This window comes from Rhizobium sp. SG_E_25_P2, from assembly GCF_029892285.1.
Taxonomy (GTDB): domain Bacteria; phylum Pseudomonadota; class Alphaproteobacteria; order Rhizobiales; family Rhizobiaceae; genus Rhizobium_E.
On record NZ_JARXVM010000003.1, the window covers coordinates 154,702 to 178,226 of the forward strand.

General features: G+C 62.5%; 18 protein-coding genes and 2 pseudogenes. 3 read left to right on the plus strand and 17 right to left on the minus strand.

What is annotated here, in order from left to right; all coding sequences use genetic code 11:
- Positions 1-42: 42 nt before the first annotated feature.
- The 13 genes and pseudogenes from fhuB to M2360_RS06735 form a co-directional block, all read right to left on the minus strand.
- Positions 43-2,022: a Fe(3+)-hydroxamate ABC transporter permease FhuB gene (fhuB, locus tag M2360_RS06675; RefSeq protein WP_280773830.1), complete on the minus strand. Its 1,980-nt coding sequence runs from the start codon at positions 2,020-2,022 to the stop codon at positions 43-45.
- A complete protein-coding gene (locus tag M2360_RS06680; protein ID WP_280773832.1) occupies positions 2,019-2,930 on the minus strand; it encodes an ABC transporter substrate-binding protein in 912 nt (303 codons plus the stop codon). Before M2360_RS06680 ends, fhuB begins: the two co-directional genes overlap by 4 nt.
- Positions 2,924-5,353 carry a TonB-dependent siderophore receptor gene (locus tag M2360_RS06685; RefSeq protein WP_280774082.1) on the minus strand — a complete coding sequence of 810 codons (2,430 nt, stop codon included), beginning with the start codon at positions 5,351-5,353 and terminating at the stop codon, positions 2,924-2,926. Before M2360_RS06685 ends, M2360_RS06680 begins: the two co-directional genes overlap by 7 nt.
- 160 nt (positions 5,354-5,513) lie before the next feature.
- Positions 5,514-6,473 carry a FecR domain-containing protein gene (locus M2360_RS06690; protein ID WP_280773834.1) on the minus strand — a complete coding sequence of 320 codons (960 nt, stop codon included), beginning with the start codon at positions 6,471-6,473 and terminating at the stop codon, positions 5,514-5,516.
- A 137-nt stretch (positions 6,474-6,610) separates the two neighbouring features.
- The gene (locus M2360_RS06695; RefSeq protein WP_348529534.1) at positions 6,611-7,132 is read right to left on the minus strand and encodes a sigma-70 family RNA polymerase sigma factor; all 522 of its coding nucleotides are present in this window, start codon (positions 7,130-7,132) and stop codon (positions 6,611-6,613) included.
- Between the two features lie 165 nt (positions 7,133-7,297).
- Positions 7,298-7,758 (minus strand): annotated as a pseudogene (locus tag M2360_RS06700) (tyrosine-type recombinase/integrase); the annotation flags it as partial.
- 298 nt (positions 7,759-8,056) lie between these two features.
- The gene (locus M2360_RS06705; RefSeq protein WP_280773837.1) at positions 8,057-9,583 is read right to left on the minus strand and encodes a M81 family metallopeptidase; all 1,527 of its coding nucleotides are present in this window, start codon (positions 9,581-9,583) and stop codon (positions 8,057-8,059) included.
- Positions 9,584-9,603: 20 nt separating this feature from the next.
- Positions 9,604-10,554, minus strand: a complete 951-nt coding sequence (locus tag M2360_RS06710; RefSeq protein WP_280773839.1) for an ABC transporter ATP-binding protein — start codon at positions 10,552-10,554, stop codon at positions 9,604-9,606.
- The gene (locus M2360_RS06715) at positions 10,551-11,516 is read right to left on the minus strand and encodes an ABC transporter ATP-binding protein (RefSeq protein ID WP_280773840.1); all 966 of its coding nucleotides are present in this window, start codon (positions 11,514-11,516) and stop codon (positions 10,551-10,553) included. Before M2360_RS06715 ends, M2360_RS06710 begins: the two co-directional genes overlap by 4 nt.
- Positions 11,513-12,394, minus strand: coding sequence for an ABC transporter permease (locus tag M2360_RS06720; protein WP_280773841.1), 882 nt, complete (start codon positions 12,392-12,394; stop codon positions 11,513-11,515). The genes M2360_RS06715 and M2360_RS06720 overlap by 4 nt, the downstream gene beginning before the upstream one ends.
- Complete coding sequence (locus tag M2360_RS06725; protein ID WP_280773842.1) at positions 12,391-13,317, minus strand: ABC transporter permease; 927 nt, start codon at positions 13,315-13,317, stop codon at positions 12,391-12,393. The genes M2360_RS06720 and M2360_RS06725 overlap by 4 nt, the downstream gene beginning before the upstream one ends.
- Before the next feature lie 27 nt (positions 13,318-13,344).
- Positions 13,345-14,928, minus strand: a complete 1,584-nt coding sequence (locus M2360_RS06730; protein WP_280773843.1) for an ABC transporter substrate-binding protein — start codon at positions 14,926-14,928, stop codon at positions 13,345-13,347.
- A 44-nt stretch (positions 14,929-14,972) separates the two neighbouring features.
- On the minus strand, positions 14,973-15,896 hold the full coding sequence (locus M2360_RS06735) for a MurR/RpiR family transcriptional regulator (protein ID WP_280773844.1): 924 nt from the start codon (positions 15,894-15,896) through the stop codon (positions 14,973-14,975).
- 114 nt (positions 15,897-16,010) lie between these two features.
- Between M2360_RS06735 and menC the strand changes: the two genes are divergently transcribed.
- From menC to M2360_RS06750, 3 genes and pseudogenes are all read left to right on the plus strand, one after another.
- Entirely contained in the window at positions 16,011-17,153 is a 1,143-nt protein-coding gene (menC, locus tag M2360_RS06740) for an o-succinylbenzoate synthase (RefSeq protein ID WP_280773845.1), read from the plus strand.
- Positions 17,150-17,851: a GNAT family N-acetyltransferase gene (locus M2360_RS06745; protein WP_280773847.1), complete on the plus strand. Its 702-nt coding sequence runs from the start codon at positions 17,150-17,152 to the stop codon at positions 17,849-17,851. Before menC ends, M2360_RS06745 begins: the two co-directional genes overlap by 4 nt.
- A gap of 78 nt (positions 17,852-17,929) precedes the next feature.
- Positions 17,930-18,169: pseudogene (locus tag M2360_RS06750) on the plus strand (IS5/IS1182 family transposase); the annotation flags it as partial.
- A gap of 61 nt (positions 18,170-18,230) precedes the next feature.
- On the opposite strand, the gene M2360_RS06755 reads toward M2360_RS06750, so the two are convergent.
- The 4 genes from M2360_RS06755 to M2360_RS06770 all read right to left on the minus strand — a co-directional run bounded on the left by M2360_RS06755 (position 18,231) and on the right by M2360_RS06770 (position 23,503).
- The gene (locus tag M2360_RS06755; protein WP_280773848.1) at positions 18,231-19,502 is read right to left on the minus strand and encodes an amidohydrolase family protein; all 1,272 of its coding nucleotides are present in this window, start codon (positions 19,500-19,502) and stop codon (positions 18,231-18,233) included.
- Complete coding sequence (locus M2360_RS06760; protein WP_280773849.1) at positions 19,499-21,076, minus strand: gamma-glutamyltransferase; 1,578 nt, start codon at positions 21,074-21,076, stop codon at positions 19,499-19,501. The genes M2360_RS06755 and M2360_RS06760 overlap by 4 nt, the downstream gene beginning before the upstream one ends.
- Positions 21,073-22,269, minus strand: coding sequence for an amidohydrolase family protein (locus M2360_RS06765; protein ID WP_280773851.1), 1,197 nt, complete (start codon positions 22,267-22,269; stop codon positions 21,073-21,075). Before M2360_RS06765 ends, M2360_RS06760 begins: the two co-directional genes overlap by 4 nt.
- Positions 22,270-22,402: 133 nt before the next feature.
- The gene (locus M2360_RS06770; protein ID WP_280773852.1) at positions 22,403-23,503 is read right to left on the minus strand and encodes a BMP family ABC transporter substrate-binding protein; all 1,101 of its coding nucleotides are present in this window, start codon (positions 23,501-23,503) and stop codon (positions 22,403-22,405) included.
- Between the last annotated feature and the right edge of the window lie 22 nt (positions 23,504-23,525).

Consider the following 23,525-nt stretch of genomic DNA (forward strand, 5'->3'; position numbering starts at 1 on the left):
GAGCCGGTGTCCGCCTGAGGCGCAGGGGTCGGGTGAATGGGTTCACGGTTTTCGTCCCATTAACAAGAGAAGGAGCGGTCCGCCAACCAGCGTCGCCAGCAGTCCAGCAGGGATTTGAAACGGAAATATCACGGTGCGGCCGATCCAATCGGCAAGAAGCAGGATGAGGCCGCCGATGATCGCCGAAGCCGCGAGATGGCCTCCGGCTCGACGAAATCCGCACAGGCGAGCAAGGTGGGGTCCCATCAGCCCTGCAAAGCTGAGCGGCCCCACCAGAATGGCGGCCCCGGCGGTCAGAAGAGAAGACAAGGCGAACAGGCTGATCCGAAGAATGTTCACCGGCGCGCCAGTCGCCTTAGCCGCGACTTCTCCGAGCGCCATCTGGTCGAGCCAGCGGCGAATGGCAAGGATCGACATCAGCGCGGCGGCGAGAAGGAACGCCGAGATCAGCGCTTCCTGGCTCCGCACAGCGTAGGTCGAGCCCGACAACCAGGCCAAGGCCTGCCCCAGACGCGGGTCCTGCGCCGACATCAGGGTCGCCATCACGAAACTTGTCACCGAACTGAGCGCAACGCCGATGAGAAGCAGGCGATCGCCCGAATAGCCCGCTTTGCGCGACAAAGCGAACATGAGGATAAGCACTCCGAACGCCCCGACCGAACCGGCGATGATCTGGCCGGTTCTGGTCGGCTCGGCGACTGTCAGCAATAGGAAGAGCGCGCCGAGCATGGCGCCGGAGGAGACGCCGAGCGCTTCCGGGGATGCGGCGGGATTGCAAGTCATCCGTTGCAGGATGGCGCCCGCCAAGGCAAGCATGGCTCCGCCGCAAAACGCGCCGAGCGCGCGCGGCCACCGCCATTGCAGAAGATCAAGGGTTGCGCTGTCGAGGACAGTCCAGCCGTCCTGGCTCGCGCCGACCCACAGGGCGAGCCAGAAGACAGGGCCGAGCATCGCGGTCAAGAGGCAGAGCGCGATCATGGGGTGACGAAGACGAGAAGTCCGCGTCGCCAAGAGCTGGCCCGGCGCCGCAGGCGGCCTGAGCCTGCCGATCAGGATGAAGAGCAGGGGAGCCCCGAAAAGGGCGGTGACGGCGCCGGTCGGAAAGAGGCGGTACGTGATCGGCAATGACAGAACCATCTGGTCGGCCGTTGTCAGCAGCAACGCGCCGATTGCCGCCGACCAGACGAACCGGTCTCCCGTGAGCCTTGCGCCACAGGCCTGGGCGAGCGCCGGCGCCGCCAGGCCGACAAACGCAATCACGCCCACGGTCACCGTGACAACCGACGACAGACCCGCCGCCACAAGAAGCGCGATGATGCGGACCGTTTCCGGCGACAGGCCGAGGCCGCGCGCGTTGTCGTCGCCCAGCGTCAGCATGGTGAGCGGACGCGACAACAGCGCCGCTACCCCGGCCAGCGCCAGAAGACGGGGCGCGAGATAGGCGGCTCCATGCCAGTCCTGCTGATCGAGATAGCCGGCGCCCCAGATGAACAGCCCCACCAGGAGATCATGATGGAAGAGGGCCAGCACTGCGCTCGCGGCCCCGCAATAGAGGCTGACGATCATTCCGGCCAAAGTGACGGTGACCGGAGACATGCGGCTGCGCACAGAAAGCGCCATGATCGCGCCAAGGGCCAAAGCGGCTCCGGCGAAAGCGACCCATTCCACCCCTGCGGACAAGGCGGACGGCATATAGAGCGTCGCGATCGTCAGCGCCAGATTGCTGCCGGCGGCGACGCCGAGCGTGGCGGGCTCGGCAAGCGGATTGCGGAGCACCAGTTGCAAAATGGCTCCCGCCAGCCCGACGCCCGCGCCCGCCAGAATGCCGACGACCAGGCGCGGCAGCAGCGTATAGTGAACCAACATTTCGCCCACGTGATCGCTCGAGGGAGACATGAGCGCCCAGAGCGGGGCGCCGTCGGGAAGCTCCGCCAGTATATTGCGGCTCGCCATCACCATGCAGAGCGCCAGCAGGCCGAGCGTCAGGACCGACGGTTTCGCCGAGATGCGGGCCATCGTCATCGAGTGGTTTCCAGAGCGCGGGAAGCCAGCCGGGCGAAGCGGAAAGCCGCTGGCAGGCCTCCGTAGAACAAGGTTTCCGGCACAACATGAACTCGTTTGTTCCTCACAAAGGGAAGGCTCGCCATCACCGGCGACGATCTCATCTGCTCGAATGTGGAGACGGCGTTATTTCCCACCAGCAGCAATCTCGCCTCCGGCCGCAACGCCAGTCGATCGACCGTCGTCGTGGCGTGGCCATATCGCGACGTATAGCCGTCCCAGGCGTTCTGAACGCCCCATCTGTCGAGCACGGCCTGAAACAGGCTGTTTCGGCCGAAGACCAGCATCCGGCGCGCATCGATGATGGAGGCGATGAAAATTGGACTGCCGTCATAGCGGGTCAAACGCGCCGCGCCGGCTTGAATGTCGCGGCTGAAGTTTTTGTCGTAACTCTCGTAAGCGGCTGGGATCGCCAGGAGACCCGCAAGTCCACGGAGCGCGCGCGCGCCGCTGGCGAGACGATCCGGTTCTTCATAGTCATCCGGATCAAAGTTCTGGACCGGGGCGATTTCCGCCAGATCCGCGCCGATTACGGCTGCCTCGCCCGTTGCCAGGATCAGTTTGGGCCGCAGAGATGCGATGAGTTCGATATTCGGCTCGGAGCGGAAGCCGATCTCCTTGACCGTATCGGGAAGCGTCGGCTCGACGACGAACTGACGATAACGATCGCGCTCGGGAAGCCCGAGCGGGACGACGCCGAGCGCGAGAAGGTTGAGCGCGCAGGGCCAGTCGAGCGCGACGATCCGACGGGGATCCGGCGGGATCGCCGCCTGGGAAGATCGGCCTGTGCAAGCCGCGACGACTCCGCCGACGAGCAGTGCCCGCCGGCGCAGAAGTCCGCTTGGCGCGATGGGTCGATCCCTCACCACTTGTGGGAGAGCGCCGCCTTGACCGTGCGACGATTGCCGTAGAACACCGTGTCGGAATAGAAGCCCGGGGTGAAATACTTCTCGTCCGTCAGGTTCGTGCCGGACAAGGTCAGTTTCAGGCCCTTCAGATCCGGTTTGGCCATGCCGAAATCATAACTCACGGATGCGTCCAGAAGGGCGTAGCCGGAGACTTTCACCTGTTCTCCCGTCGTCGTGTCCATCGGCGCCATGGAGCTTCCGACATAGCGGACGCCGCCGCCAAGCGTCAGGCCGGTCAACACGCTTTCCCCAAAGGTGTAGTTGAGCCACAGATTTGCCTGGTGATAGGGCACGGAAGACAGGCGCGAGCCGACCTTGCTGACGCCGGAAGCGTTGTCATTGTCTTTCGTGACGCGCGCGTCTGTGTAGGAATAGCCCGCCAACAGGCTGAGCGCGTCGGTCAGTTCCGCCTTGCCTTCCAGCTCGAAGCCGCGCGAACGCACCTCTCCTTCCTGGATGGAATAGCCGATATTGACCGGGTCGGCGGTGGTGACGTTCTGCTGGGTGATTTGGAAAACCGACGCCGAGAGGAAGCCGTTCCACGCGGTCGGCTGGTATTTCACGCCGGCTTCCCATTGAGCGCCGGTGGTCGGCTCGAAGGGCTCGCCATTGAAATCCGTTCCCGTTTCCGGCTGGAAGGATGTGGAATAGCTGACATAGGGCGCGACGCCATTGTCTAACAGGTAGCCGAGACCGACGCGGCCGGTGAAGGCCCGATCATCCGTCGAGGTTTCGGAGCCGCCGAGGTGATCCTCCACTTCGCCCTCAACCCAATCATAGCGTCCCGCCAGGGAAAGGACCCAGTTTTCGACCTTGATCTGGTCCTGTGCATAGACCCCCAATTGGTGCTGGATAATGGTTTCGTCGGCCCAGGGAGAGCCGAAGGTCAGTCCGGAAGAGTCGTAGCTGGGGTCGAGAACGTCGACAGTGATGTAGTTGGTGGAGTTCGTCCGGCTTTCGCTGCCGTTGTAATAGCCGTAATCGATTCCGAACAGCAGCTTGTGCTCGGTTGGGCCGATATCGACGTCGCCGCCGATATTGGTGTCGAGCACGACCGCGTCTGTGGTTTTTGGACGCTGCTGAGCGCCGATGCGGGCGTAATGGCCGTCATAGAGTGCGGTCGGCCAATCCCAGATCCATCCGGATGTGTAGTCGATGTCGGCATGCGTGTAGCGAAGGCTTTGTTTCGCCGTCCAGCCATTGTCGAACTCGTGGCTGAATTCGTAGCCGAGCGAAGCGGTTTTCGCGTTCCATTCAGTCACCCCGGGAATGCCGAGATAGAGGCTCGAAGGAATGCGAATGCCATTGTCGAAAATGGTGTTGTCCATCGGCAGGCTCTGCTCGGCGCCGCCCTTCTCGACCTTGTGGTAATTGGCGAGGATGGTCAGCGATGTTGCGTCGTCAGGCGCGAAAGTCAGCGCGGGCGCGATATAGAGCGCATTTTCAGGTGAATGGTCGATCTGGGTGTCGCTTTCGCGATAGAGACCGGTCATTCGATAGAGGATCGCGCCTTGTTCGTCGATCGGCCCGCTGAAATCCAGGCCGAGCTGCTTGCGGTCGTTGCTGCCATATTCGAGATCGATCTGTCGCAGTGTGTCCTCGGTCGGCCGCTTCGTGGTGGCGTTGACAAGCCCGCCCGGCGCGGTTTGCCCGAACAAGGCCGAGCCAGGTCCCTTGAGAATGTCCAGCCTCTCCAGTCCATACATCTCGATATCGCCGTCATAGGCGTTGAAGCCGTTGCGCAGGCCGTCGCGATAGTTGGCGATCTGGCTGTTGGCGCGGAAGCCACGAAGGTAGATGTCCGGCATGCCCTGTCCGCCGGGATAATCGATAGCCCGGATGCCAGGCGTATAGGCAACGGCGGAATTGAAATCGGTCACGGCGCGATCGTCCATTTCCTTGCGTGTGACCACGTTCACGGTCTGCGGAATCTCGACGATCGGCGTGTCGCTCTTGGTGGCGATGGAACTGTCGGTGGCGACGACGCCGTTATCTTCACCGTCAATAATGATTTTCTTGAGGACGGTCGCGCCGACCACCGAAGCGTCAACGCCGGCGGGCGCTGATGGTGAGATCGCCACAGTCTTCGCATTGGGGAATGTGTAAACCAGGCCTGTGCCCGCAAGCAGAGACGTCAACGCCTCCTGCCGCGTCGCCGCGCCGGTGAACCCGTTCGACGATTTGCCGGCGGCGACTGCGCCGAGATAGGTCACCTGCAAGCCGGACTGTCTGCCGAATGCAATCAACGCCTTGTTGAGGGGGCCGGCCGGAATGGAAAAGCGTTGGTTCTCCTGAACCTGGCCGGCGGCCGGCCCCGTCGCAACGGATGCGCTCGAAAGCAGAGCCGCCGCTAATATCAATGCCCGCGCCGCGCGATATCTCATTTTCACGGCAGTTGTCTTCTCTGTTCCCCAACGCCCCATTTACCTGTCCCTTTGACCAAGAACTCTACGACGGGAGCGATGCGCGCCTGCTTGGCGTCATTCGGTCCCATTATTGTTACAATCCGGGGCGAGATATTTTCACTATTTCAGTCAAGTTTTTTCAGAGCGGCGAGATCACGGTCACGATCGATGAAATCTTGCGCACTTTGGCGCCGGCTGGTAGCGCCACCGCTTCGAGCGCGCGGATAGGGTCATTGAGATCAAAGACGCCGCTCACTCTTTGTCCGCCGATGAAGGGGTCGACGACCACAATCCGGCCCGGCGTCCACCGACCGATCCGCGCAACAAGCGCCGCGACGGGCTCCTGATCGGCAATCAACAGATTGTCGCGCCAGGCCGCTACCTGACCCTCCTCCAGGAGACCGCGGTCGACCTGTCCCGTCGCGTCGTCCAGCCGAAGCCATTGCTGCTGTTGCAGGGTGAGGGTCAGAGGGGCCGCCTGGCCCGAAATGACCACCTCGACGGCGCCGTGCGCGGCGGAAACACGTGAAAAACCGCCCTCGGTCGACAGTTCGAAGGCGGCGGCGGCGGCGTTGACCTGCACATCGCCGCATGACGCTGAGAACGGCGGCGACGAGCCTGTGGCCGCCTCCACAAAACACATGCCGTCGAGCAGTCGGATATTGCGTCGGCCACTGTCGAAGTCATAGACGAGAGCGCTTTGTGGGCCGAGCGTCGCCACGCTGCCATCCGGTAGTTGGATGTGTCGACGTTCGGCTTTTTCGGTGATGACATCGGCGCGCGCCGCCAAAATCAGGCCAGGCGCGGCCATCCAGCCCGCTGCGCCGCCCAGGAGACAGAGCCCGCCCAACATGAGGTTGCGCCGGCTGAGTCCCAGACTTTCGCGTCGTTCGATCCGGCGCTTTTCCGCGAGAATGAGCCCGGACGCGCCATGCGCCATAGCGACCCGCGTCCAGATCTCGTCATGACGCGGACTGCGGGCGCGCCAGGCGCGGATCATCTCGGCCGCGACAGGATTGTCGGGATCGTTTTGGAGCCTGATGACGAGATCGATCGCCTCGTCGAGGAGATTGGCGTCGGACTGGTTGGGTTGGGTCATGATCCTGATCTCCGGAACTCGCAAGCGCCGGCGTCGCGCGTCGTCAGTTTATGCGCGCCCGCGCCTGGACTCTCCGCTTTCGGCCTCATCTCTCTGTTTTGGGAGATGCGTCTACAGAGTGATACAATCGGCGCGGATCAATTTTCACCGTCAGTGTCGATCCGTGAGACGAGATGACGATAGGCGTCGCGGATCAGCGACCATGCCCTGGTGGTGGAAATGCCGAGTTCGTCTGCGACTTCGGCGATGGTGCGTTCGCCGAGGCGATGCATTTCAAACGCCAACCGCGTGCGCTCGGGCAATTCCGCCATCGCGCGGTGCGTCATCTCAAGGCGCTGGCGAGAGTAGACGATGCGCTCCGGCGATGGCGCAGGATCCGCCACAGCAGCGGCGGCGTCGAGCTCCACCATCTCCACCAGGGATTCCCGCCGGCGGTGATTGACGCCGAGATTGTGCGAAATCCGATAGAGATAGGCGCGAGGATTGCTGTTTTCCGCCCGTTCGGGCGGTGGGCTGGCAATGACGCGCAGGAACGTGTCCTGAGTGAGATCTGCAGCGGTTTCCACTGTCAGGCCGCGTCTTCTCAAGGAATTGGCGATGCCCTTTGCGTGGCGCCGAAACAGGTTTTGTATGTCCCAGTCCAAAACCAGAGCTTCCAAATGTCAGGTTAAAACGGAGCGCCGCGAAGGGCGCAATTGCCGGAGAATATGTAAGTGGATATTACTAGTCAAGATTAAGGTGGTGGGATAAAAACGGCATCCACTTATCTCGACTTTGTGCAATGCGCGGCGAAGCCCTGCATCCGGTTGATGCGCCGAAGGCGGATTGGCTGGGTCTTGTGAGTGGCCGAAACGCAGGCCATGGGCCGAGAATTCGGTGGGATCGAGCCCGGCGAGCTCAGCACGCTGCTTGACGACGTCATTGACTGCCTTGGGATCGAGCGCCCGACGCGAGAGATTGCTCAGCGGTCGATGGCCCGGAACACACTCCCGCCCTCAATCTTCGTGGCTCGGAGCCAGGCGTTCAGCGCGTCGACCGGCCCGCTTGAAAGATAGACGACTTCATCGCTTTCTGCAGAGCTGGTTTTCGTGCAGCCGAGATGAATGGACAGAGAGGAGAGGGAGCCGCCCTCGGCCTGTATCGGCTCATCCGCCGCCAATTGCTCCTTTCTGAGGTCGGCGATCTCACTGCGACGTTGTCCGCCTGAGGCGAAGGCGACCATCAGGATTGCGCGGTCGCGGAGATCGCGCAGACGATTGATCCGGCAGGTGGCGATGAGTTTTGAGGGGCTTGTCGGAGAGTTTTTCTCCGTAGAATTAAATTTTCAGAAGCGGTGCCATAAGGCGGCACGAACCAACTGATATCCCTATTCTAGCAATCGTCGAAGGTAATATTTTGGATAAATGAGCGATTATGTCAGGAGACATGAGGATGAATTTCTAAGTTTTGAAGGCGACAAAAAAGTTTGCGACAGACCCTTGCTGAGCCCTCTGACCTTTCGGCAATGCTACAAGAAGGCCGTTTTCTCGCAGATCATGAAATTTTGCAGCATGCCAGTGCCCATCAGAATTGACGGGTTTCTGCTATCTGTCTGAAATTAATCGTTCATGTCTGACCTGTCTGTCCAAAGGCCAGATCGGCCGGCGGACGCGTATGTAGGGGCGCAGCTCCGCCCGTGGGGTCGCGAGAGCGCCGCAGTCGCAGACGATCACTTTGGCGGAGATGGGTTCGAAAGCGGCGCGGAAATGCTGCATCGACTTCACCACGAGGAACCGCAGCCGGGTCGGTTCGATGCCAAAGGCGCGCACCTGTTGGAGGTCGAGCATCTGGCCGGGAATGCTGACCACGAGGATATCGATGCCGCCGACCCGGAAGACAGCGGTCGGACCGAATGTGTGGGTGATCCCGCCTAGGATGGGGCCATCACCCGTATAGACGCCGTCAGACAGACGGATGATTTCTCCCGTCAGCGTCAAAGGCCCGCCGCCGAATGTCGGGTCGACCTTGCCGCCGAGCGCGATCGTGACGGTCTCTCCCTCGCGATGCTGTTGCAGAAGACGCGCTGCTTCGGGATCGATCATCGGGGCGAAGCCGCCCTCTGTCGCGCCCGCCGCCAGCAGCGCTTCGAGTAGCGCCGTGGCGTCGCCATAGGCGCCAGCGCCGGGATTGTCGGCATAGTCGGCGATGACGAGCGGCCGGTCCGAAAGAGGAAAGTCGCGGGCAATGATGGCCGCCTGTTCAGGCGTGAGGAAATCGTTGGCGACCTGGCCGCGCTGGTTCCAGATGGTCTCCGCCAGACCCTCGGCGATCACTGCGGCCCGTTCTTTCGCACCTGCCGTGGTCTCGTCATAGGTGACGAGCACGGTGGCGCCGGCTTCCTCGATGTCGGCTTCGGCGAAACCGGCATTGATGGAGACAGCGAGGATGCCGGCCTCCTCTTCGTGCAGGCGGGCCCGGTCGTAAAGGGCCTTGGTTTCCGGAACGTCTGTGCGTCCGGCATTGGCTTCGTCGAGCATGGGGATGTGAACGCGCAACGTCTGCGGCCTGATCTTTCCCGTCAGCGTCTCCTTCAGCAGTCTGGCCGCGTGACGGCCGATGTCGCGCATGTCGACATGCGGATAGGTCTTGTAGGAAACGAAGATCTCCGCCTGGCGGATCATCAGCGGGGTGGCCATGGCGTGGAGATCGAGCGTCACGGCGATTGGCAGATCCGGGCCGACGATGGCTCGGAGCCGGCTCAACAGTTCGCCCTCGCCATCCTCGCAGAAGTCCGGAACCATTGAACCGTGCAGACAGAGCAGGATCCCATCGAGGCCATCGCCTTCCTCGCGGGCGGCATCGCAGATCAGACCGGCGATATGATCGAAGGCCTCGCGCGACACCCGGGCGCCCGGCGTCGCATGCGCCGATACGACATGGCGGATGCTCCATCCCGCCTCGCGCCCGATATCGAAGAACCCGGCGATCTCAGCATTGACATCGCCGAACCTCTTGACGGCGACATCGCCGATATCGAGCGTTTCGCGTCTAAAGGTCTCGAGATCCGTCGCGCCTTTCTTGAAGGTGTTGCTTTCATGGACGAAGTCGGCAGTGAGAATGCGAAAGGTCATGGCGGATCCCTTGGGGGCGATCAGAGCGGGTGGACGCAGGCGACGGCGTGTCCGTCTTCCAGCAGTTCGAGGTTTGGTCTTTTGCTGCGGCAGGCCTCGGTCACGCGGTTGCACCGGGCGGCAAAGGCGCAGCCCGCCGGCAGATTGAAGGGGGAGGGGATCTCGCCGGAGAGCGGCGCGATCGTCCGGCGCAGGGAGGGATCGGGCGCAAAGCTCGAATCCATCAAGGCGCGGGTATAGGGATGCCGCGGCTTGGCCTTGGGGTCCGACAGCACTTCGACGACGGAGCCGAGATACATGACGACGATCCGGTTGCAGAAATAGCGGACCAGGCCGAGATCGTGAGAGATGAACAGATAAGTGAGCCCCAGGCGGTTCCGCAGCGACGCCAGGAGTTCGATGATCTGCGCCTGGATCGAGACATCCAGCGAGGCTGTGGGCTCATCGAGAATGACGAGATCGGGATTGAGCGCCAACGCCCTGGCGATGCCGACCCGCTGGCGCTGTCCGCCGGACAAATGATGGGGATGGCGCTTCGCAGTCGACGCCGGCAGGCTGACGCTTTCGAGAATCCGGCCGATCTCCTCGTGTGAAACCGCCCGCGACTGGATGCGGAAGGGTTCCGCGATGCTCTCGGCAATGGTGAGACGCGGATCCAGGGAAGAATAGGGGTCCTGGAACACCATGGTCATGCGTCGCCTGGCGGCCTGGAGTGCGCGTTGGTCGAGACTGCCAAGGCTGATCCCGTCAAGGGCGACGTCTCCTTCCGTCGGCTCGATCAGGCGCATGATCAGCCGCGCGAGCGTTGACTTGCCGCAACCGGATTCGCCGACGATCCCGACCACGTCGCCGCGTTCGACGGTCAGGTCGACATTGCGCACGGCTGTCATGTCGCGCGGTCGGGCAAACCAGCCGCCGCCGGTGGCGAAGCGCTTGGTCAGGCCGCGGATCGACAGTAAAGGCTGGGTCATGTCGGGCCTCCCTCGGCGAGGTGACAGGCCACGGCCCCGTCCTGCGCGAGAGGAGCGATCAGCGGCAGGGTCGTCCGACAGATATCCATGGCGTTGTCGCAACGGGGATGAAAACGGCAGCCGGGTGGAAAATTCGCCGCGTTCGGCACCGAGCCACGGATGCCGTGGAGTTCGCCGGCGTCCAGATCCTCACGCGGTATGCAGCCGATGAGCGCTTTGGTGTAGGGATGCGCCGGGCTCCTAAACAGCGGATCGACGGCGCGCTCCTCGGCCAGCCGTCCGGCATAGAGAACGGCGACGCGATCGCAGGCCTGGGCGACGACGCCCATGTCATGGGTGATCAGCAGCAGCGCCAGCCCGCGTTCGCGTACGAGCGTGGTGAGGATCTGGATGATCTGCGCCTGCACGGTCACATCAAGCGCGGTAGTGGGTTCATCCGCCACGATGAGATCCGGATCGCCCGCCAGCGCCATGGCGATCACGATGCGCTGCTTCATGCCCCCGGACAGCTGATGCGGATAGGCGTCGGCGACCGCGCCTGCTTCTGGAATGCGCAACTGCGCCATCAGGTCGAGCGTGCGGGCGCGCGCGTCCTTGCGGGAGAGGTTGAGGTGCAGGCGCGACACCACATCGATCTGCTCGCCGATCCGCTGGACCGGATCGAGCGCCGTCATCGGGTTCTGCATGACGAAGCCGATCCGCCCGCCGCGCAGTTTCCGGCGATCCGTCTCGCTGAGACGTGAGATGTCGACCCCGTCGAACAGGATGCGCCCATCCGTGATCCGCCCGCCGATCAGCGGCAGAAGGCCTGTGATGGTCAACGCGGTCAAAGACTTGCCCGAGCCGCTTTCGCCGACGAGGCCGAGGATCTGGCCCCGTTCCAGCGTGAAGCTCACATCCTCCAGAAGCGACGTGTCGCCGATGCTGACGGAGAGGGATTGCAGATTGAGAAGCGCGCTCATGTCTCGCTCCGGCGGGGGTCGCGAATGTCAAGGGCCGCAATCAGCCCATCTCCGAACAGGTTGATGGCGATGACCGTGGACGCTACGGCAAGTCCGGGAAAAATGATGATCCAGGGAGCCTTGAACAGCAGCGCTGAACCCGAAGACATCATCGAGCCCCAGCTCGGCATGGGCGGCTGCGCGCCGAGCCCGAAGAAGCCGAGTGTCGCTTCGAGGATGATCGCATCGCCGGTGGCCAGCATGGCGCTGACAAGCACCGGGGCGAGGGCGTTGGGAATGAGATGGCGAAACAGAAGATGACTATGACCAGCGCCGAGGCTGCGGGCGGCCTCGACATAGGTCTCCCCCTTCAAGGTCATGATCTGCGCGCGCGCCAGCCGGGCGAACTGGGCGAGATAGGCGACGGCGATGGCCGCCATCGTGCCGCTGACGCCCGGCCCGATGATCGCCACGAGAATGAGCGCGATCAGGATTTCCGGAAACGACCAGCTCAGGTCGACGACGGCGGTGACGATGCGATCGAACAGGCCGCCGAAATAGCCCGCCGCAGCCCCGATGGTCAGGCCCGCCAGAACAGAAATCAGGATCGAGATGCTGCTAACGGTCAGCGAGGTGCGCGCGCCCTGGAGGAGGCGGGTGAGGAGGTCACGGCCAAATTCGTCCGTTCCCAGGAGATGCGCCGCCGAGGGTGAACTGAAGGCCTCCTTGAGAACCTGCGCATCATAGGCGTAGGGGCTGAGGATCGGGCCGAGCACGGCGCCGGCGATGACCAGCAAAAGCCAGCCGCCGGCAAGCGCTCCCGAAGGCCTGGAGACGGCCCGCCTCAACAGCGCGAGACTTGGCAGGCGAATGCCGCCCAAGGTGTTTGACCGCGTCATGCCAAGGCCCCCCGAACGCGCGGATCCATCGCCGCCTGCAAGAGATCTCCCAGCAATGTTCCAAGCATGACGGCCATGGCGAGCATGAGAAGGCTTGCCTGAACCACCGGATAATCATGTTGACTGAGTGCCTTGATCAGCAGAGTCCCGAGGCCAGGCCTGGCGAAGACAACCTCGACGGTAACCGCGCCTCCGAGAATCCAGCCGATACGCAGCGCCAGAATGGTCACGACGGGAATGAGCGCGTGCCGGAGCACGTGACGGATCTGAATCTCGAACGGCGACAGCCCCTTGGCGTGCAACAGCAGCACGAAGTCGCGCGAGGCGATGTCGATCATCGATATTCTGGTGATGCGGGCCACCAGCGCCGTGCCGCCGAAGCCGATGGTCAGCACCGGCAGCACGAGCGACGACCAGGTCCGTGCGCCTGATACGGGGAACCAACCAAGCCCCACGGAAAATGCGAGAATGAGCAGGAGACCGAGCCAGAAGCTCGGCAACATCGATCCAAAGAGGACGCCGCCCATGACGAGGCGGTCCAGCAGGCGATCCTTCTGCAAGGCGGCGATCACGCCGAGCATGATCCCGACCAACGACGAGAACGCCAGCGCAAGTCCTCCGAGCAGGAGAGAATGCGGAAGGGCCTGGGCGATGAGATCGGCGACCGGTCTTCGGGCGACGATCGCAGTTCCCAGATCCCCGGTCATCAGCTTGCCGAGCCAGATTGCGTACTGGACCGGCAGTGGCCGGTCCAGTCCATAGCGGGCCATCATCTCGGCGCGCTGCTCGGGCGGGGCGCCCACTTTGAGCAGATTGTCGATCGGATCGCCCGGGATGAAATGCAAAATCAGGAAAATGACGACGGACACCGCGAGGAACACGGGGACGAGCATCAGCACGCGTCGAAGCGCATAGGCCAACATGGTTGCGGTATCCCTCGCGGCGGCGTCTTATTCCTTGATTTCCATATCCATGATCACGGTGGCGCCGACCGTTGGCGCGTGGATTTCCGCCGGCAACACGAGGCGGTCCTTGTTGTAAGCGACGGAATTGACCGGCTGATAGATCGGCGCCATCGGGAACTGCGACAGGACATATTCGTGATAGGCGGTGAAGTTCTTCACCCGTTCCGCCATGTTCTTGGAGCCGCTCATCGCCCGCTTGCGCAGTTCCTCGGCCTTGGGGTCGTTGAACATGGAGATGTTCGGATAACCCAGACGATCGCCGCCGAAGAACCAGTCGACGATGTCGGCATTGTCCCAGTTATAGGAACGCACTGCGAGCTGCTGCTTGCCGCTCTTGTACTGGTCGCGGATCGCGGAGCTGTCGAAGGTGGTGATTTCGCTGTCGATGCCGACTGCCTTGAGTTCAGCCTGGACGACCTCGGTCAAGCGGCGGAAGCTCGAGTCGCTTTGGGTCCACAAGGACACGCGCAGCGGCTTTCCATCCTTTTCGCGGACACCATCGGCGCCCATCTTCCAGCCAGCCTCGTCAAGCAGCGCCTTGGAGCGCTCCGGATCGTAGGAGATCTTGTATTTCGGATCGACGTTGGATTCCGGTAGGGCCGAGATCAGGAAGGTGTTGGCCACTTCGCCGACGCCGCCATAGACGGAGTCCAGGATCTCTTTCTGGTTGATCGCCTTGGCGGCGGCTTCACGGACCTTGATGTCGGTGAAGGGCTCCGTGGTCACGTTGATCGGCATGTAAGCCACGTCCTGGCCGGCCAGTGTGACCACCTTCAGGTTCTCCTCCTTCTTGACCTCGCCAAGAAAATCGGTGGGAACGCTGAGCAGCATGTCCACGCCGCCGGATTTCAGTTCGAGGAAGGCGGTGGAATCCTCGGGGATTTCGCGCAGAGTGAGCTTGGCGATCTTGGCCTTGCCCCGGTTCTTGGCGAGCGAAGACGCCCAGGCATAGTCTTCGTTGCGGACAAGAACGGTTTCCTGGCCGATCGTGAAGCTTTCGAGCTTGAAGGGGCCGGTGCCATAAACCTCGGTCACGCCGTAATTGTCGCCCAGAGCCTCATAGGACTTGGGTTCGATGACCGACAGATAGCTCGAAGAAAAGTTGTAAAGCAGGTTCGGTTCTGGACGAGACATGACGAATTTCACGGTCGCGTCGTCGACCACTTCGACCGTCTTGATCGCTTCCGTCATGTAGGCGTTTTCGGACGCCTTGAAGAGCTGCAGCCACTTCACCACGGTCTGGGCGTTGAAGGGCTCGCCATTGTGAAACGTCACGCCCTTCTTGAGGTTGAAGACCCAGGACATGCCGTCGGGCGCTTCTTCCCAGCTTTCCGCCAGCCAGGGATGGAAGGACAGATCCGCGTCCTGGGCGACCAGACGGTCGAAAATCAGCGTGGCGCCGATGCTCAGATTTGCGGCCGTGACTGGGTTATAGGTCGGCGAACCGACCTCATTCGTCGCCATGACGAAGACTGCTTCCTGCGCCAGGGACGGGCCCGCGGCGGCGAAAAGCGCCGCAAGGCTGATACCTGCGGCCATGATGGATTTGCGAATGTTCAGGCTGGTCATTTCGGTCCTCTCTGCAGGTTTTTGTTTTTGTCAGTTCATCGATTTCAGCGACGTTGGCGGTCAAACTGGCCGGTATGGCCGATGAAATCGTCATAATGGGCGGATATGCGGGCCATGCGCTCCTCGACCTCGGCGCCCAGTTCGTTGAACACCCCGTTGACCAGAAGTCCGATCAGCGAGGACATGGCCGAGGTCGTGTCCCAGAAATGGTTGAGGTCAGTGGGCACGGCGAAGATCTCGTCGACGATCCCAGCCGCCCAATCGCAATAGGGATCGGTGATCAGGCTGACCGGAATGCCGGCGGCATGGGCGGCGGCGGCGAGATCGCGCGTCAGCCGCGAATACCGGCGGCCGTCGATCAGGACGAGCGTCGTGTTGTCGGGTGGGGACAACAGGACTTCCGCAAAATGCCCGCCGGCGACATCGGCGAGCTGTACGCCCGGCCGAAGATATTGAAGATTGTGCACGAGTTCGGCGGCATGCCCACGTTCGGTCTGGAAACCGGCGACGAATACGTTCTGGCGGCGCGCGAGCCGTTTCACGGCCAGGTCGAATTCGGGCGTCGCGGCGATCTCGTAGACCGCCACGAGGGCCGCCATCTCCTTCTCCAGCGCCCGAGACAGTTCGCCTTGTCCGGATTGGCTGCGGCGGTGGAAATCCTGAAGCCGATCGCCGATCAGCCAGGGCTGGTCGCCGAGATCCTGCTGCAGCCCGCCCTTCAGATCCTTGAAACTTCTGTAGTCGATGGTCCGGCAGAAGCGGCCGATCGAAGCTTCCGACACCCCGATCTTGGCCGCGACGGTCGCGGCAGTTTCGAACGGCAGGGACTGGAGATTGGAAAGAAGATAGGAGGCGATGGCGCGCTCGGCAGGCGTGCCGGACGCGGCCTGCTGTTGCAGCCGCTGGCGAAGGTCGCCCATTGGGCCTTTCGCGTCGCCGTGCTGCTGCTCCCCGTCCTGTCCAGACATCCCAATCCCCTTTATTGAAAGGAAGACTGACAGAATTCTTTCAAGCGGTCAATCTTGCAAGAAAACTGAAATCAACTTAGGTTGCGAGGAAAGAGAACGTCGGGAGGCAGGCATATGACCAAGGGAGTGATCGACGCGCAGACGCGCGCGCCGTTGCGGATCGACGGCGCGGAACTCCGCCTTGTCCGTCTTGCCCTGCTCACGCCGTTCACAATCTCGACGGGGACTTTGTACGAGAAGGTGTTTCCGCTTCTGACCCTGCACGCCGATGGCCTTGAGGGATATGCAGAAGGCGTCATGGATCCTTTGCCGGACTATCTCGAAGAGACGGTGTCGGGGGCGATGGACCTCACGCGAACTGTTCTCCTTCCTCAAATCCTTGGGAAAAGCTTCGACAATCCCCAGGCTCTTCACGGCCTGCTTGCGCCGTGGCGGGGAAATTTCATGACCAAGGCGATGGTCGAGATGGCGTTCTGGGATCTCTGGGCGAAAACTCTGTCTCTGCCGCTGAAGACCGTTCTCGGGGGAAGTGCTGACGCCGTGGATGTGGGCGTTTCGCTCGGGATCGCCTCGGTTGAGGAAACAATCGACCGTGTCGCGACCTATGTCGCGGAGGGCTACAAGCGCATCAAGCTCAAGATCAAGCCGGGACACGACCTCGATATTGTCAGGGTGGTGCGCGCGCGTTTTCCGCATATCCATCTGACGGCGGACGCCAACAGCGCCTATTCGATTGCCGACAGTTCGCTGCTGGCGCGACTCGATGAATTTGATCTCGATTACATCGAACAGCCGCTTGCCTGGAATGACATTCACGATCACGCGGTGCTGCAGAAACGTCTGAAAACCCCGATCTGCCTGGATGAGAGCATTCGAAGCCCCGAGGATGCGCGCAAAGCGCTGCAATCGGATGCGGCGCGCGTCATCAATATCAAGGTCGGCCGCTCCGGCGGCTATGTGAATTCCCTGCGGATCCATGATCTCAGCGAGGTCTTTTCCGTTCCGGTCTGGTGCGGCGGCATGCTCGAAAGCGGCGTGGGTCGCGCCCACAACATTCATCTGTCGACATTGTCGAACTTCCGGAAGCCCGGGGACACCTCGTCCGCGAGCCGCTACTTCCAGCGCGACATCGTCGAGCAGCGGCTGGAGGCGGTGGATGGTCGAATGCCTGTGCCGCAAGGAAGCGGCATCGGTGTCACGCTCGATGAGGATTTCCTCGCGCATGTGACGATCAGCCGGGAAAGCTTTACGGCATGACGGAAATCCACATTCGAGAGCTCAGGGGTATTGCAGAATTCCGCAAGGCGGAAGGGCTGCAAACGGAAGTCTGGGGCCGCGGCGACACGCCTGATCCCGCCGATCTGATGATGGTCATTCAGGAAGAGGGTGGGCTGGTGGCCGGCGCTTTCCTGGATAGTCGCCTGGTCGGCTATGTCTTCGGCTTTCCGACCCGTGACCCGGGCGTCCAGCATTCCCATCGCCTGGCGGTCGCGCCGGATATGCGGGGCAGGGGGCTCGGCGCCGATCTCAAATGGTTTCAACGTGACTGGTGCCTGGCCCGCGGCATCAACCATGTGCGCTGGACGTTCGACCCCCTGCGCATCACCAATGCGCGCCTCAATCTGAATCGGCTCGGTGGCCGATCCTGCGCCTATCTCGTCGATTACTATGGCGAAATGGGCGGCATCAACAAAGGGCTGCCTTCCGATCGCCTTCTTCTTGATTGGCGGCTCGATGATCCGATCGTGGTCCAGCGGGCCCAAGGCGCGCGCATGGACGGCGGCCACGAAGGGGCTTTGCTCGTGCACACGGTCAAAGCAGAAATGGAGGGGCGATCCGAGAACGAGCTTCTGGAAGACCTCGGCAGGCTGAGGTGGGAATTGCAGGATGCATTCTCGATGGGCTACCATCTTGTCGGCGTAATCGACAGGACCTTCATGCTGATGAAACGATGAGGCAAGGCTCCGCTCGCCATGCGCCGAGCCGTTATGATCTTGGGCGCCACGCCGCGTCGGAGCAGGGACCACATAGCATCATCCATACTGGCAGATGGTCGGCTGAAATGGCAGGCATCCGCCGGCTATGGCGAAAGAGCTTTGATTGAAACCTTGATGGGTCGAAACAAGGGCGTGATCGGTCCGCGGCTTGGCGCTCGGTCATTCCTCGCTCAACAGACTGAAGCCTCGATCGGCGCGCCCATCCTCAACCGAATGCTTGCCTGCGGACGCCCGAAATCGGTTCGTTGCCAAGCCACGACGGCAGCAACCAAATAATCGGCCCATCAAAGCCCTATTTCCGCACATTTTCTCATACCCGCACCAACGCTGACCCGTTTCAGATATCATGTCTTTCTATCCTTCCGTTCGGCCTCAAGATACGGGGGCGACCATTGTCGAAGCTCTGTCGCCCATCCTTCCAGCCGGCGACGACGCGGGCGACTTCGCGCACCGCCGATACTCCGTCCTTGGCGTCCAGCAGCACGATCGTCGCGGGTTGGCCGACCGACAGCCCGTGGGGCTTGCCGAGTTGGCGGGCGGCGGAGGCCCCCACCATGGCGAAGACCTCGGCAATATCCTCGTCGCCTGCGAGTTGGGCGACATTGGCGTAGAGATTGGCCATTCGCATCAACGAGGCGTCGCCATAGGGCGTGAAGGGGTTCAGCACATTGTTGGTGGCGATCGAAGTGACGACGCCCCGTCTCGCCAGACGATGGGCGGGCGCCACGCCGCGCGGAACCAGGCGATCATGGCTGCGGCCGTTGAGGAACAGATCGGTGGCCGGCAGAACGGTGAGGGCAATGCCGCTTTCTGCAAGTTGATCGGCGATCTCGTCGATGTCTGCTACGCCGAGGGCGGAGAGATTGGTGACATGGCCGATCGCCACGCGACCCTGCCAGCCATGTTTGCGCGTGGCCGTGATCACCTGAGGCAGGTGGGTGAGCGCGGGATCAAGGCTGAAGTCGAGATGGAAGTCGACAGCGACGTCATGCTTGATTGCGAGCGCAAAGATCGCCTCGATATGCGCCTCTGGGTCAGGGTCGACATAAGGGCAGCCGCCGATGAGATCGGCGCCGTCCGACAATGCGGCGTCCAGCATGGCCAGCGTCTCAGGCTCCTGCGTCAGCCCCTCCTGCGCAAAGGCGCAGATCTCGATGTCTACGGCGAAAGCATAATCTTCCCGGATGCGCTTGATGGCTGCAAATGAGCGGAAGCCGGCGCGCGGGTCTATTTCGACGAAGGTCCGCATCCGCACCGTGCCATGGGCGATCGCCCTTTCGACGACGCCGGACGCGCGGGCATAGACGTCGTTTTCCTGAAACGTCGCCTTGGCCTTCGCAGTCTCCCGCACGGCCTCGGCCAGTGTGCCCTCGCAGATGCTGCAACGGTCGAGGATGCAGGCTTTGTCGAGATGGATGTGGCTGTCCACAAAGCCGGGAAAGGCGAGATATCCGCGCCCGTCCACCTCATCGATGGCGTCGCAGCGAAAGTTGTTTTCCATCGCCGCGATCCGCCCGCTGCGCACAGCAATGTCCACCGGCGCTTCTCCTGAAGCGACGCGGACATTGCGGATCACCAGATCGAAAGGCTCGTCATTCGCTGCAGTCATAGTCCGATCGCTCCGCCGTCGCTGCGCGGATCATGCGCCGCCGAAATAACGCCATCCGCTGCGATATGGATCACGCCCGCCTGTCCGCCGAGCGGGCTGAACGACGAGATGGCGCTGACCTCGTGGCCGAGATCCGTCAAAACGGACAGGCAGGCGGCGCCGATATGGTCCTCCATCTTGAGCGTGTCCCGGCTGTCCGAAAAGGTTCTTCCGAGCAGGAAGCGCGGCTGGCTCAGCGCCGCCAGCGGATCGAGCCCGTGGTCGATCAGCAGGCTGAGGAGAAGCGACAGCGTCTGCGGCTGGCCATCGGCCCCTTGCGTCCCATAGACCATATGCGGCCGACCGTCCTTCAGCGCCAGTCCGGGGTTCAGCGTATAGAAGGGCCGCTTGCCGGGTTGATAGCCGTTGAGATGGGCAGGATCGGCGCTGAAGGCGGCGCCGCGATTCTGCCAGAGTATACCGGTGTCGCCCGCGACCACGCCGCTGCCCCAGTCGAAATAGAGACTTTGCAGGACGCATGCGGCGCGCCCGGCGGAATCGACCGCCGCCAAAAGCGCCGTGTCACCATTCCTGTAAACCTGCGGCCAAGCCAGAGCGGCGGATGGATCGATCGCCGCCGCCTTCGCGGCAAGCCGCGCGGGATCGAGCAGTGTTGCAGACGCATCCCCGGTGAAGTCTGGATCGGCGATGAGATGCCGGTCGAGAAAAGCTTGCTTCACCGCTTCGACCAAGGCGTGGTAGTAGGCCGGACTATCCGGCGGCAGGGTGCTCACGTTCAGCCCCTTCAGCACGCCCATAATGCCGAGCGTCGTTACGCCTTGCGTCGGCGGCGGCGGTGCGAGAAGCGTGGTGTCGCCGTAGTCGAGAGCGATGGGCTTCGCTGCGCGCGTCCGGGTTGCCGCGAGATCGGCCAACCCGATCGGTGAGCCTGCTGCGGCGAGGCCGCGCACGATGCGCGCCGCAAGCGCGCCTTCATAAAACTCCCGCGCCCCATAGGTTGCGATCGCCTGGAGACTGCGGGCGAGCGCCGGCTGCCGCTGCCGGCCCTGGCGCCGAAATACATCGGCAAAGCCGGGCCAATCCGCCATTTCCCGCGCGCGAAAATCGAACCAGAAGGTCTGCGACGGGCTGACGTCAAAGCCATTTTCCGCAAAGTCGATGGCGTCGGCGAGAAGATTAGGTAGGCTCTCAATGCCGTTCCAGTTTTTCATCGAGTAGGCGAGCAGCGCATCCCAACTGTCCACGAAAGCGGCGGTTGTCAGGGTTGACGCTGGTCCCCTGACAGGTATAGAGCCCGCCGGCGCGGCGCTGATCGCCGCCTGGCCGATGCCGAGAAAGCTGGTCGCCTGTCCCTGCTCATCCGACACCATCCAGACCGCGTCGCCGCCGAGCCCGCAGAAATGCGGGTAGACCACGGACAAGGCCGCTCCCGCCGCAACCAGCGCCTCGATGGCGTTGCCGCCACGGGCAAGCACTTTCGCTCCGGCATGGCTCGCCAGCCAATGCGGCGTGGTCACCATGCCGCGAGATCCCTGGGCGTTGGCTGTTGCCGTCTGTCGCGATGCGGCCGTCATTGCCGGATGACCGCCCCGTTTTCCGCCACGAGCCGCCCGCTCTTGAACACCCGGCGTGGTTTCGGGAAAGCCACGACGGCCTCGGGCGTATGTTGGGCGGCCAGCGTGACAAAATCGGCCTTGGCGCCCACCTCGATGCCGTAACCTTCGAGCCGAAGCGCCTTTGCGCCGCCAATAGTCACCACATCGAAGGCGGCATTCAGTTCCGCATCCGTGAAGAAGCCGGATCGGTAAGCGATGATTTCCGCACGGCGCAACATATCGCCATCGCCAAAGGGCCACCAGGAGTCGCGGATATTGTCGCTGCCGGAGAACACCGTGACGCCAGCGGCCCGCAACAGGGCGACCGGAGGGAAGTTATGATTGCCGGGCGCGTTGGTCATGATCGACACGCCGCTTCTGGCGAGGAGGCCGGCGATCTTGCGCGCGGCGTCCATGGAGAGATCGCCGAGGCCGTAGGCATGGCTGACCGCGACATGTCCCTGCATGCCCAAGGCCGTGGTTCGGGCGCATATGTCTTCAATCGTCATGGCGCCCAGGGTTCCGGCGTCGTGGAGATGAATGTCGACATCGACGCCGCGCTTTTCGGCGATGCCGAACACGACATCGAGATGGCCCTTGATATCGCGGTCGAAAGACAGCGGATCAAGTCCCCCGACCAGATCGGCGCCGAGCCCGATCGCGGCGTCCAGCAGTTCCGGCGTTCCCGGGCTTTTGAGAATTCCGCTTTGCGGAAAGGCGACCAGCTGGATGTCGATGATGTCCTTGTAGTCCTCGCGAACGCGGAGGATCGTCTCCAGCGAGGTCAGGCCGACAGAGCCGTCCACCATCACATGACTGCGCATCTGCACGGAGCCCTGGGCGATGCAGAGATCGAGCTGGTCGCGCGCGCGCTTGTCTATCGGCGCGGCCGCCGCCATGTTCTCGGCCTGGAAGGCGACGCGCTCATGCACGTCGAATTCGCTGGTGCAGGGTTTGTGGGGAATCCAGGCGTCGCCATAGAAGCTCGTATCGAGATGGATATGCCCTTCGACAAAGCTGGGCGCGAGCAGATCGCCGGCGATATCCACGCTGCCGCTTTTCACCGCAACGGAGCCTGCGGGGGTAATTGCGGCAATGCGGCCGTCCTCAACGGCGATGTCGTGAAGCGCGCCATCGGCAAGCCTGGCGTTGATGAAAAGAGTGTCGGTCACCTTGTGTCTCCCATCCATGGTTTTCTTTGCGGGCTCATCTCTGTTCCCGGTTATGCGTCGAGCCCGTCGCCGGAAGAGGACGGGCGCGGGGTGGGGTGAAGCCGCGACTGCCGCGCGCCTTCACCCGCTTGGCTCAGTTTTGCGGCAGGGTGCCCTGCACGCCTTCGATCAACCAGGTCATGCCCTTGATGTCGGCGTCGGCCATTTCCTGGCCCTTGGCGACCTTGACGACGCCGTTCTGATCCTTGATCTCGCCGGTAAATGGCTTCAGCTTGCCGGCAATGATCGCCTCTTCGGCCGCCTTCATTTCCTTGGCGACCGATTCCGGCAAATCGGGGCTTGCCGTGGTCATCTTGACGTAACCGCCGGGCCCCAGGCCGAGCCAACGGCTTTCCGGCTTCCAGTTGCCCGCCATCACCGCCTTGGCCGCGCCGATATGGGCGGCGCTCCAGTCAAGTTCGAAGGAGACCAGCTGCTTCTTCTTGACATAGGCCGAGAAGTCGCCTGTCGAGCCGATCGACCATACGCCCTTCTCCTCGGCGGCCAATCCCTGCACCGGCGTGTTCGGGCTGCCGGAGAGAACGTCCGCGCCCTGGGCGATCAGCGCCGCGACGGCGTCCTTTTCCTTGCCCGGATCGACCCAGGCATTGGCCCAGACGACCTTCAGCGTCACGTCGGGATTAACAGAGCGGGCGCCGAGCAGGAAGGCGTTCAGGCTATAGATGACCTGAGGCACGGGAAAGGCGCCGACCCAGCCGAGCACGTTTGTCTTCGTCATACGGCCGGCGGCGATGCCGGTAAGATAGGTGCCCTCATAGTGGCGGGCCTCGAAGACGCCGAGATTGTCGCCCGCCTCGATGCCCGCGCAGCATTCGAAATGCGATTTCGGCAGCATTGGCGCGAGTTTCTTCAAGGAGGCGTATTGCGAAAAAGTGGTGCCGAAGATCAATTTGTTGCCCTGGGCGGAAAGCTGGCGGAACAGCCGTTCGCAATCCTGGATCTGGGTGATGTTTTCGAGCACCGTCACCTTCACCTTGTCGCCGAATTCCTTTTCGAGTGAACGCCAGGCCTGGGCCTGGAAATATTCCCAACCCGTATCGGAGATCGCGCCCATGTGAATGACCCCCACCTTCAAGGGTTCCTCGCTGGCGAATAGCGGCCGGCTGCCGGCCCCGACCGCCACCGTGGCGGCGGCGGTGGTTTTCAGGAAGTCTCGTCTGGAGAATGCAGTCATGATAGTTCCCCTTCTGGTTTGG

Bases quoted from the DNA above. Each gene is read 5' to 3' on its own strand.
- M2360_RS06705 (WP_280773837.1), bottom strand. From the start codon at position 9,583: ATGACCTTTCGCATTCTCACTGCCGACTTCGTCCATGAAAGCAACACC.
- M2360_RS06730 (WP_280773843.1), bottom strand. From the start codon at position 14,928: ATGACCAGCCTGAACATTCGCAAATCCATCATGGCCGCAGGTATCAGC.
- M2360_RS06685 (WP_280774082.1), bottom strand. From the start codon at position 5,353: ATGAGATATCGCGCGGCGCGGGCATTGATATTAGCGGCGGCTCTGCTT.
- menC (WP_280773845.1), top strand. From the start codon at position 16,011: ATGACCAAGGGAGTGATCGACGCGCAGACGCGCGCGCCGTTGCGGATC.
- M2360_RS06710 (WP_280773839.1), bottom strand. From the start codon at position 10,554: ATGACCCAGCCTTTACTGTCGATCCGCGGCCTGACCAAGCGCTTCGCC.
- M2360_RS06745 (WP_280773847.1), top strand. From the start codon at position 17,150: ATGACGGAAATCCACATTCGAGAGCTCAGGGGTATTGCAGAATTCCGC.
- M2360_RS06725 (WP_280773842.1), bottom strand. From the start codon at position 13,317: ATGTTGGCCTATGCGCTTCGACGCGTGCTGATGCTCGTCCCCGTGTTC.
- M2360_RS06755 (WP_280773848.1), bottom strand. From the start codon at position 19,502: ATGACTGCAGCGAATGACGAGCCTTTCGATCTGGTGATCCGCAATGTC.
- M2360_RS06760 (WP_280773849.1), bottom strand. From the start codon at position 21,076: ATGACGGCCGCATCGCGACAGACGGCAACAGCCAACGCCCAGGGATCT.
- M2360_RS06735 (WP_280773844.1), bottom strand. From the start codon at position 15,896: ATGTCTGGACAGGACGGGGAGCAGCAGCACGGCGACGCGAAAGGCCCA.
- M2360_RS06720 (WP_280773841.1), bottom strand. From the start codon at position 12,394: ATGACGCGGTCAAACACCTTGGGCGGCATTCGCCTGCCAAGTCTCGCG.
- M2360_RS06715 (WP_280773840.1), bottom strand. From the start codon at position 11,516: ATGAGCGCGCTTCTCAATCTGCAATCCCTCTCCGTCAGCATCGGCGAC.
- M2360_RS06690 (WP_280773834.1), bottom strand. From the start codon at position 6,473: ATGACCCAACCCAACCAGTCCGACGCCAATCTCCTCGACGAGGCGATC.
- fhuB (WP_280773830.1), bottom strand. From the start codon at position 2,022: ATGACGATGGCCCGCATCTCGGCGAAACCGTCGGTCCTGACGCTCGGC.
- M2360_RS06770 (WP_280773852.1), bottom strand. From the start codon at position 23,503: ATGACTGCATTCTCCAGACGAGACTTCCTGAAAACCACCGCCGCCGCC.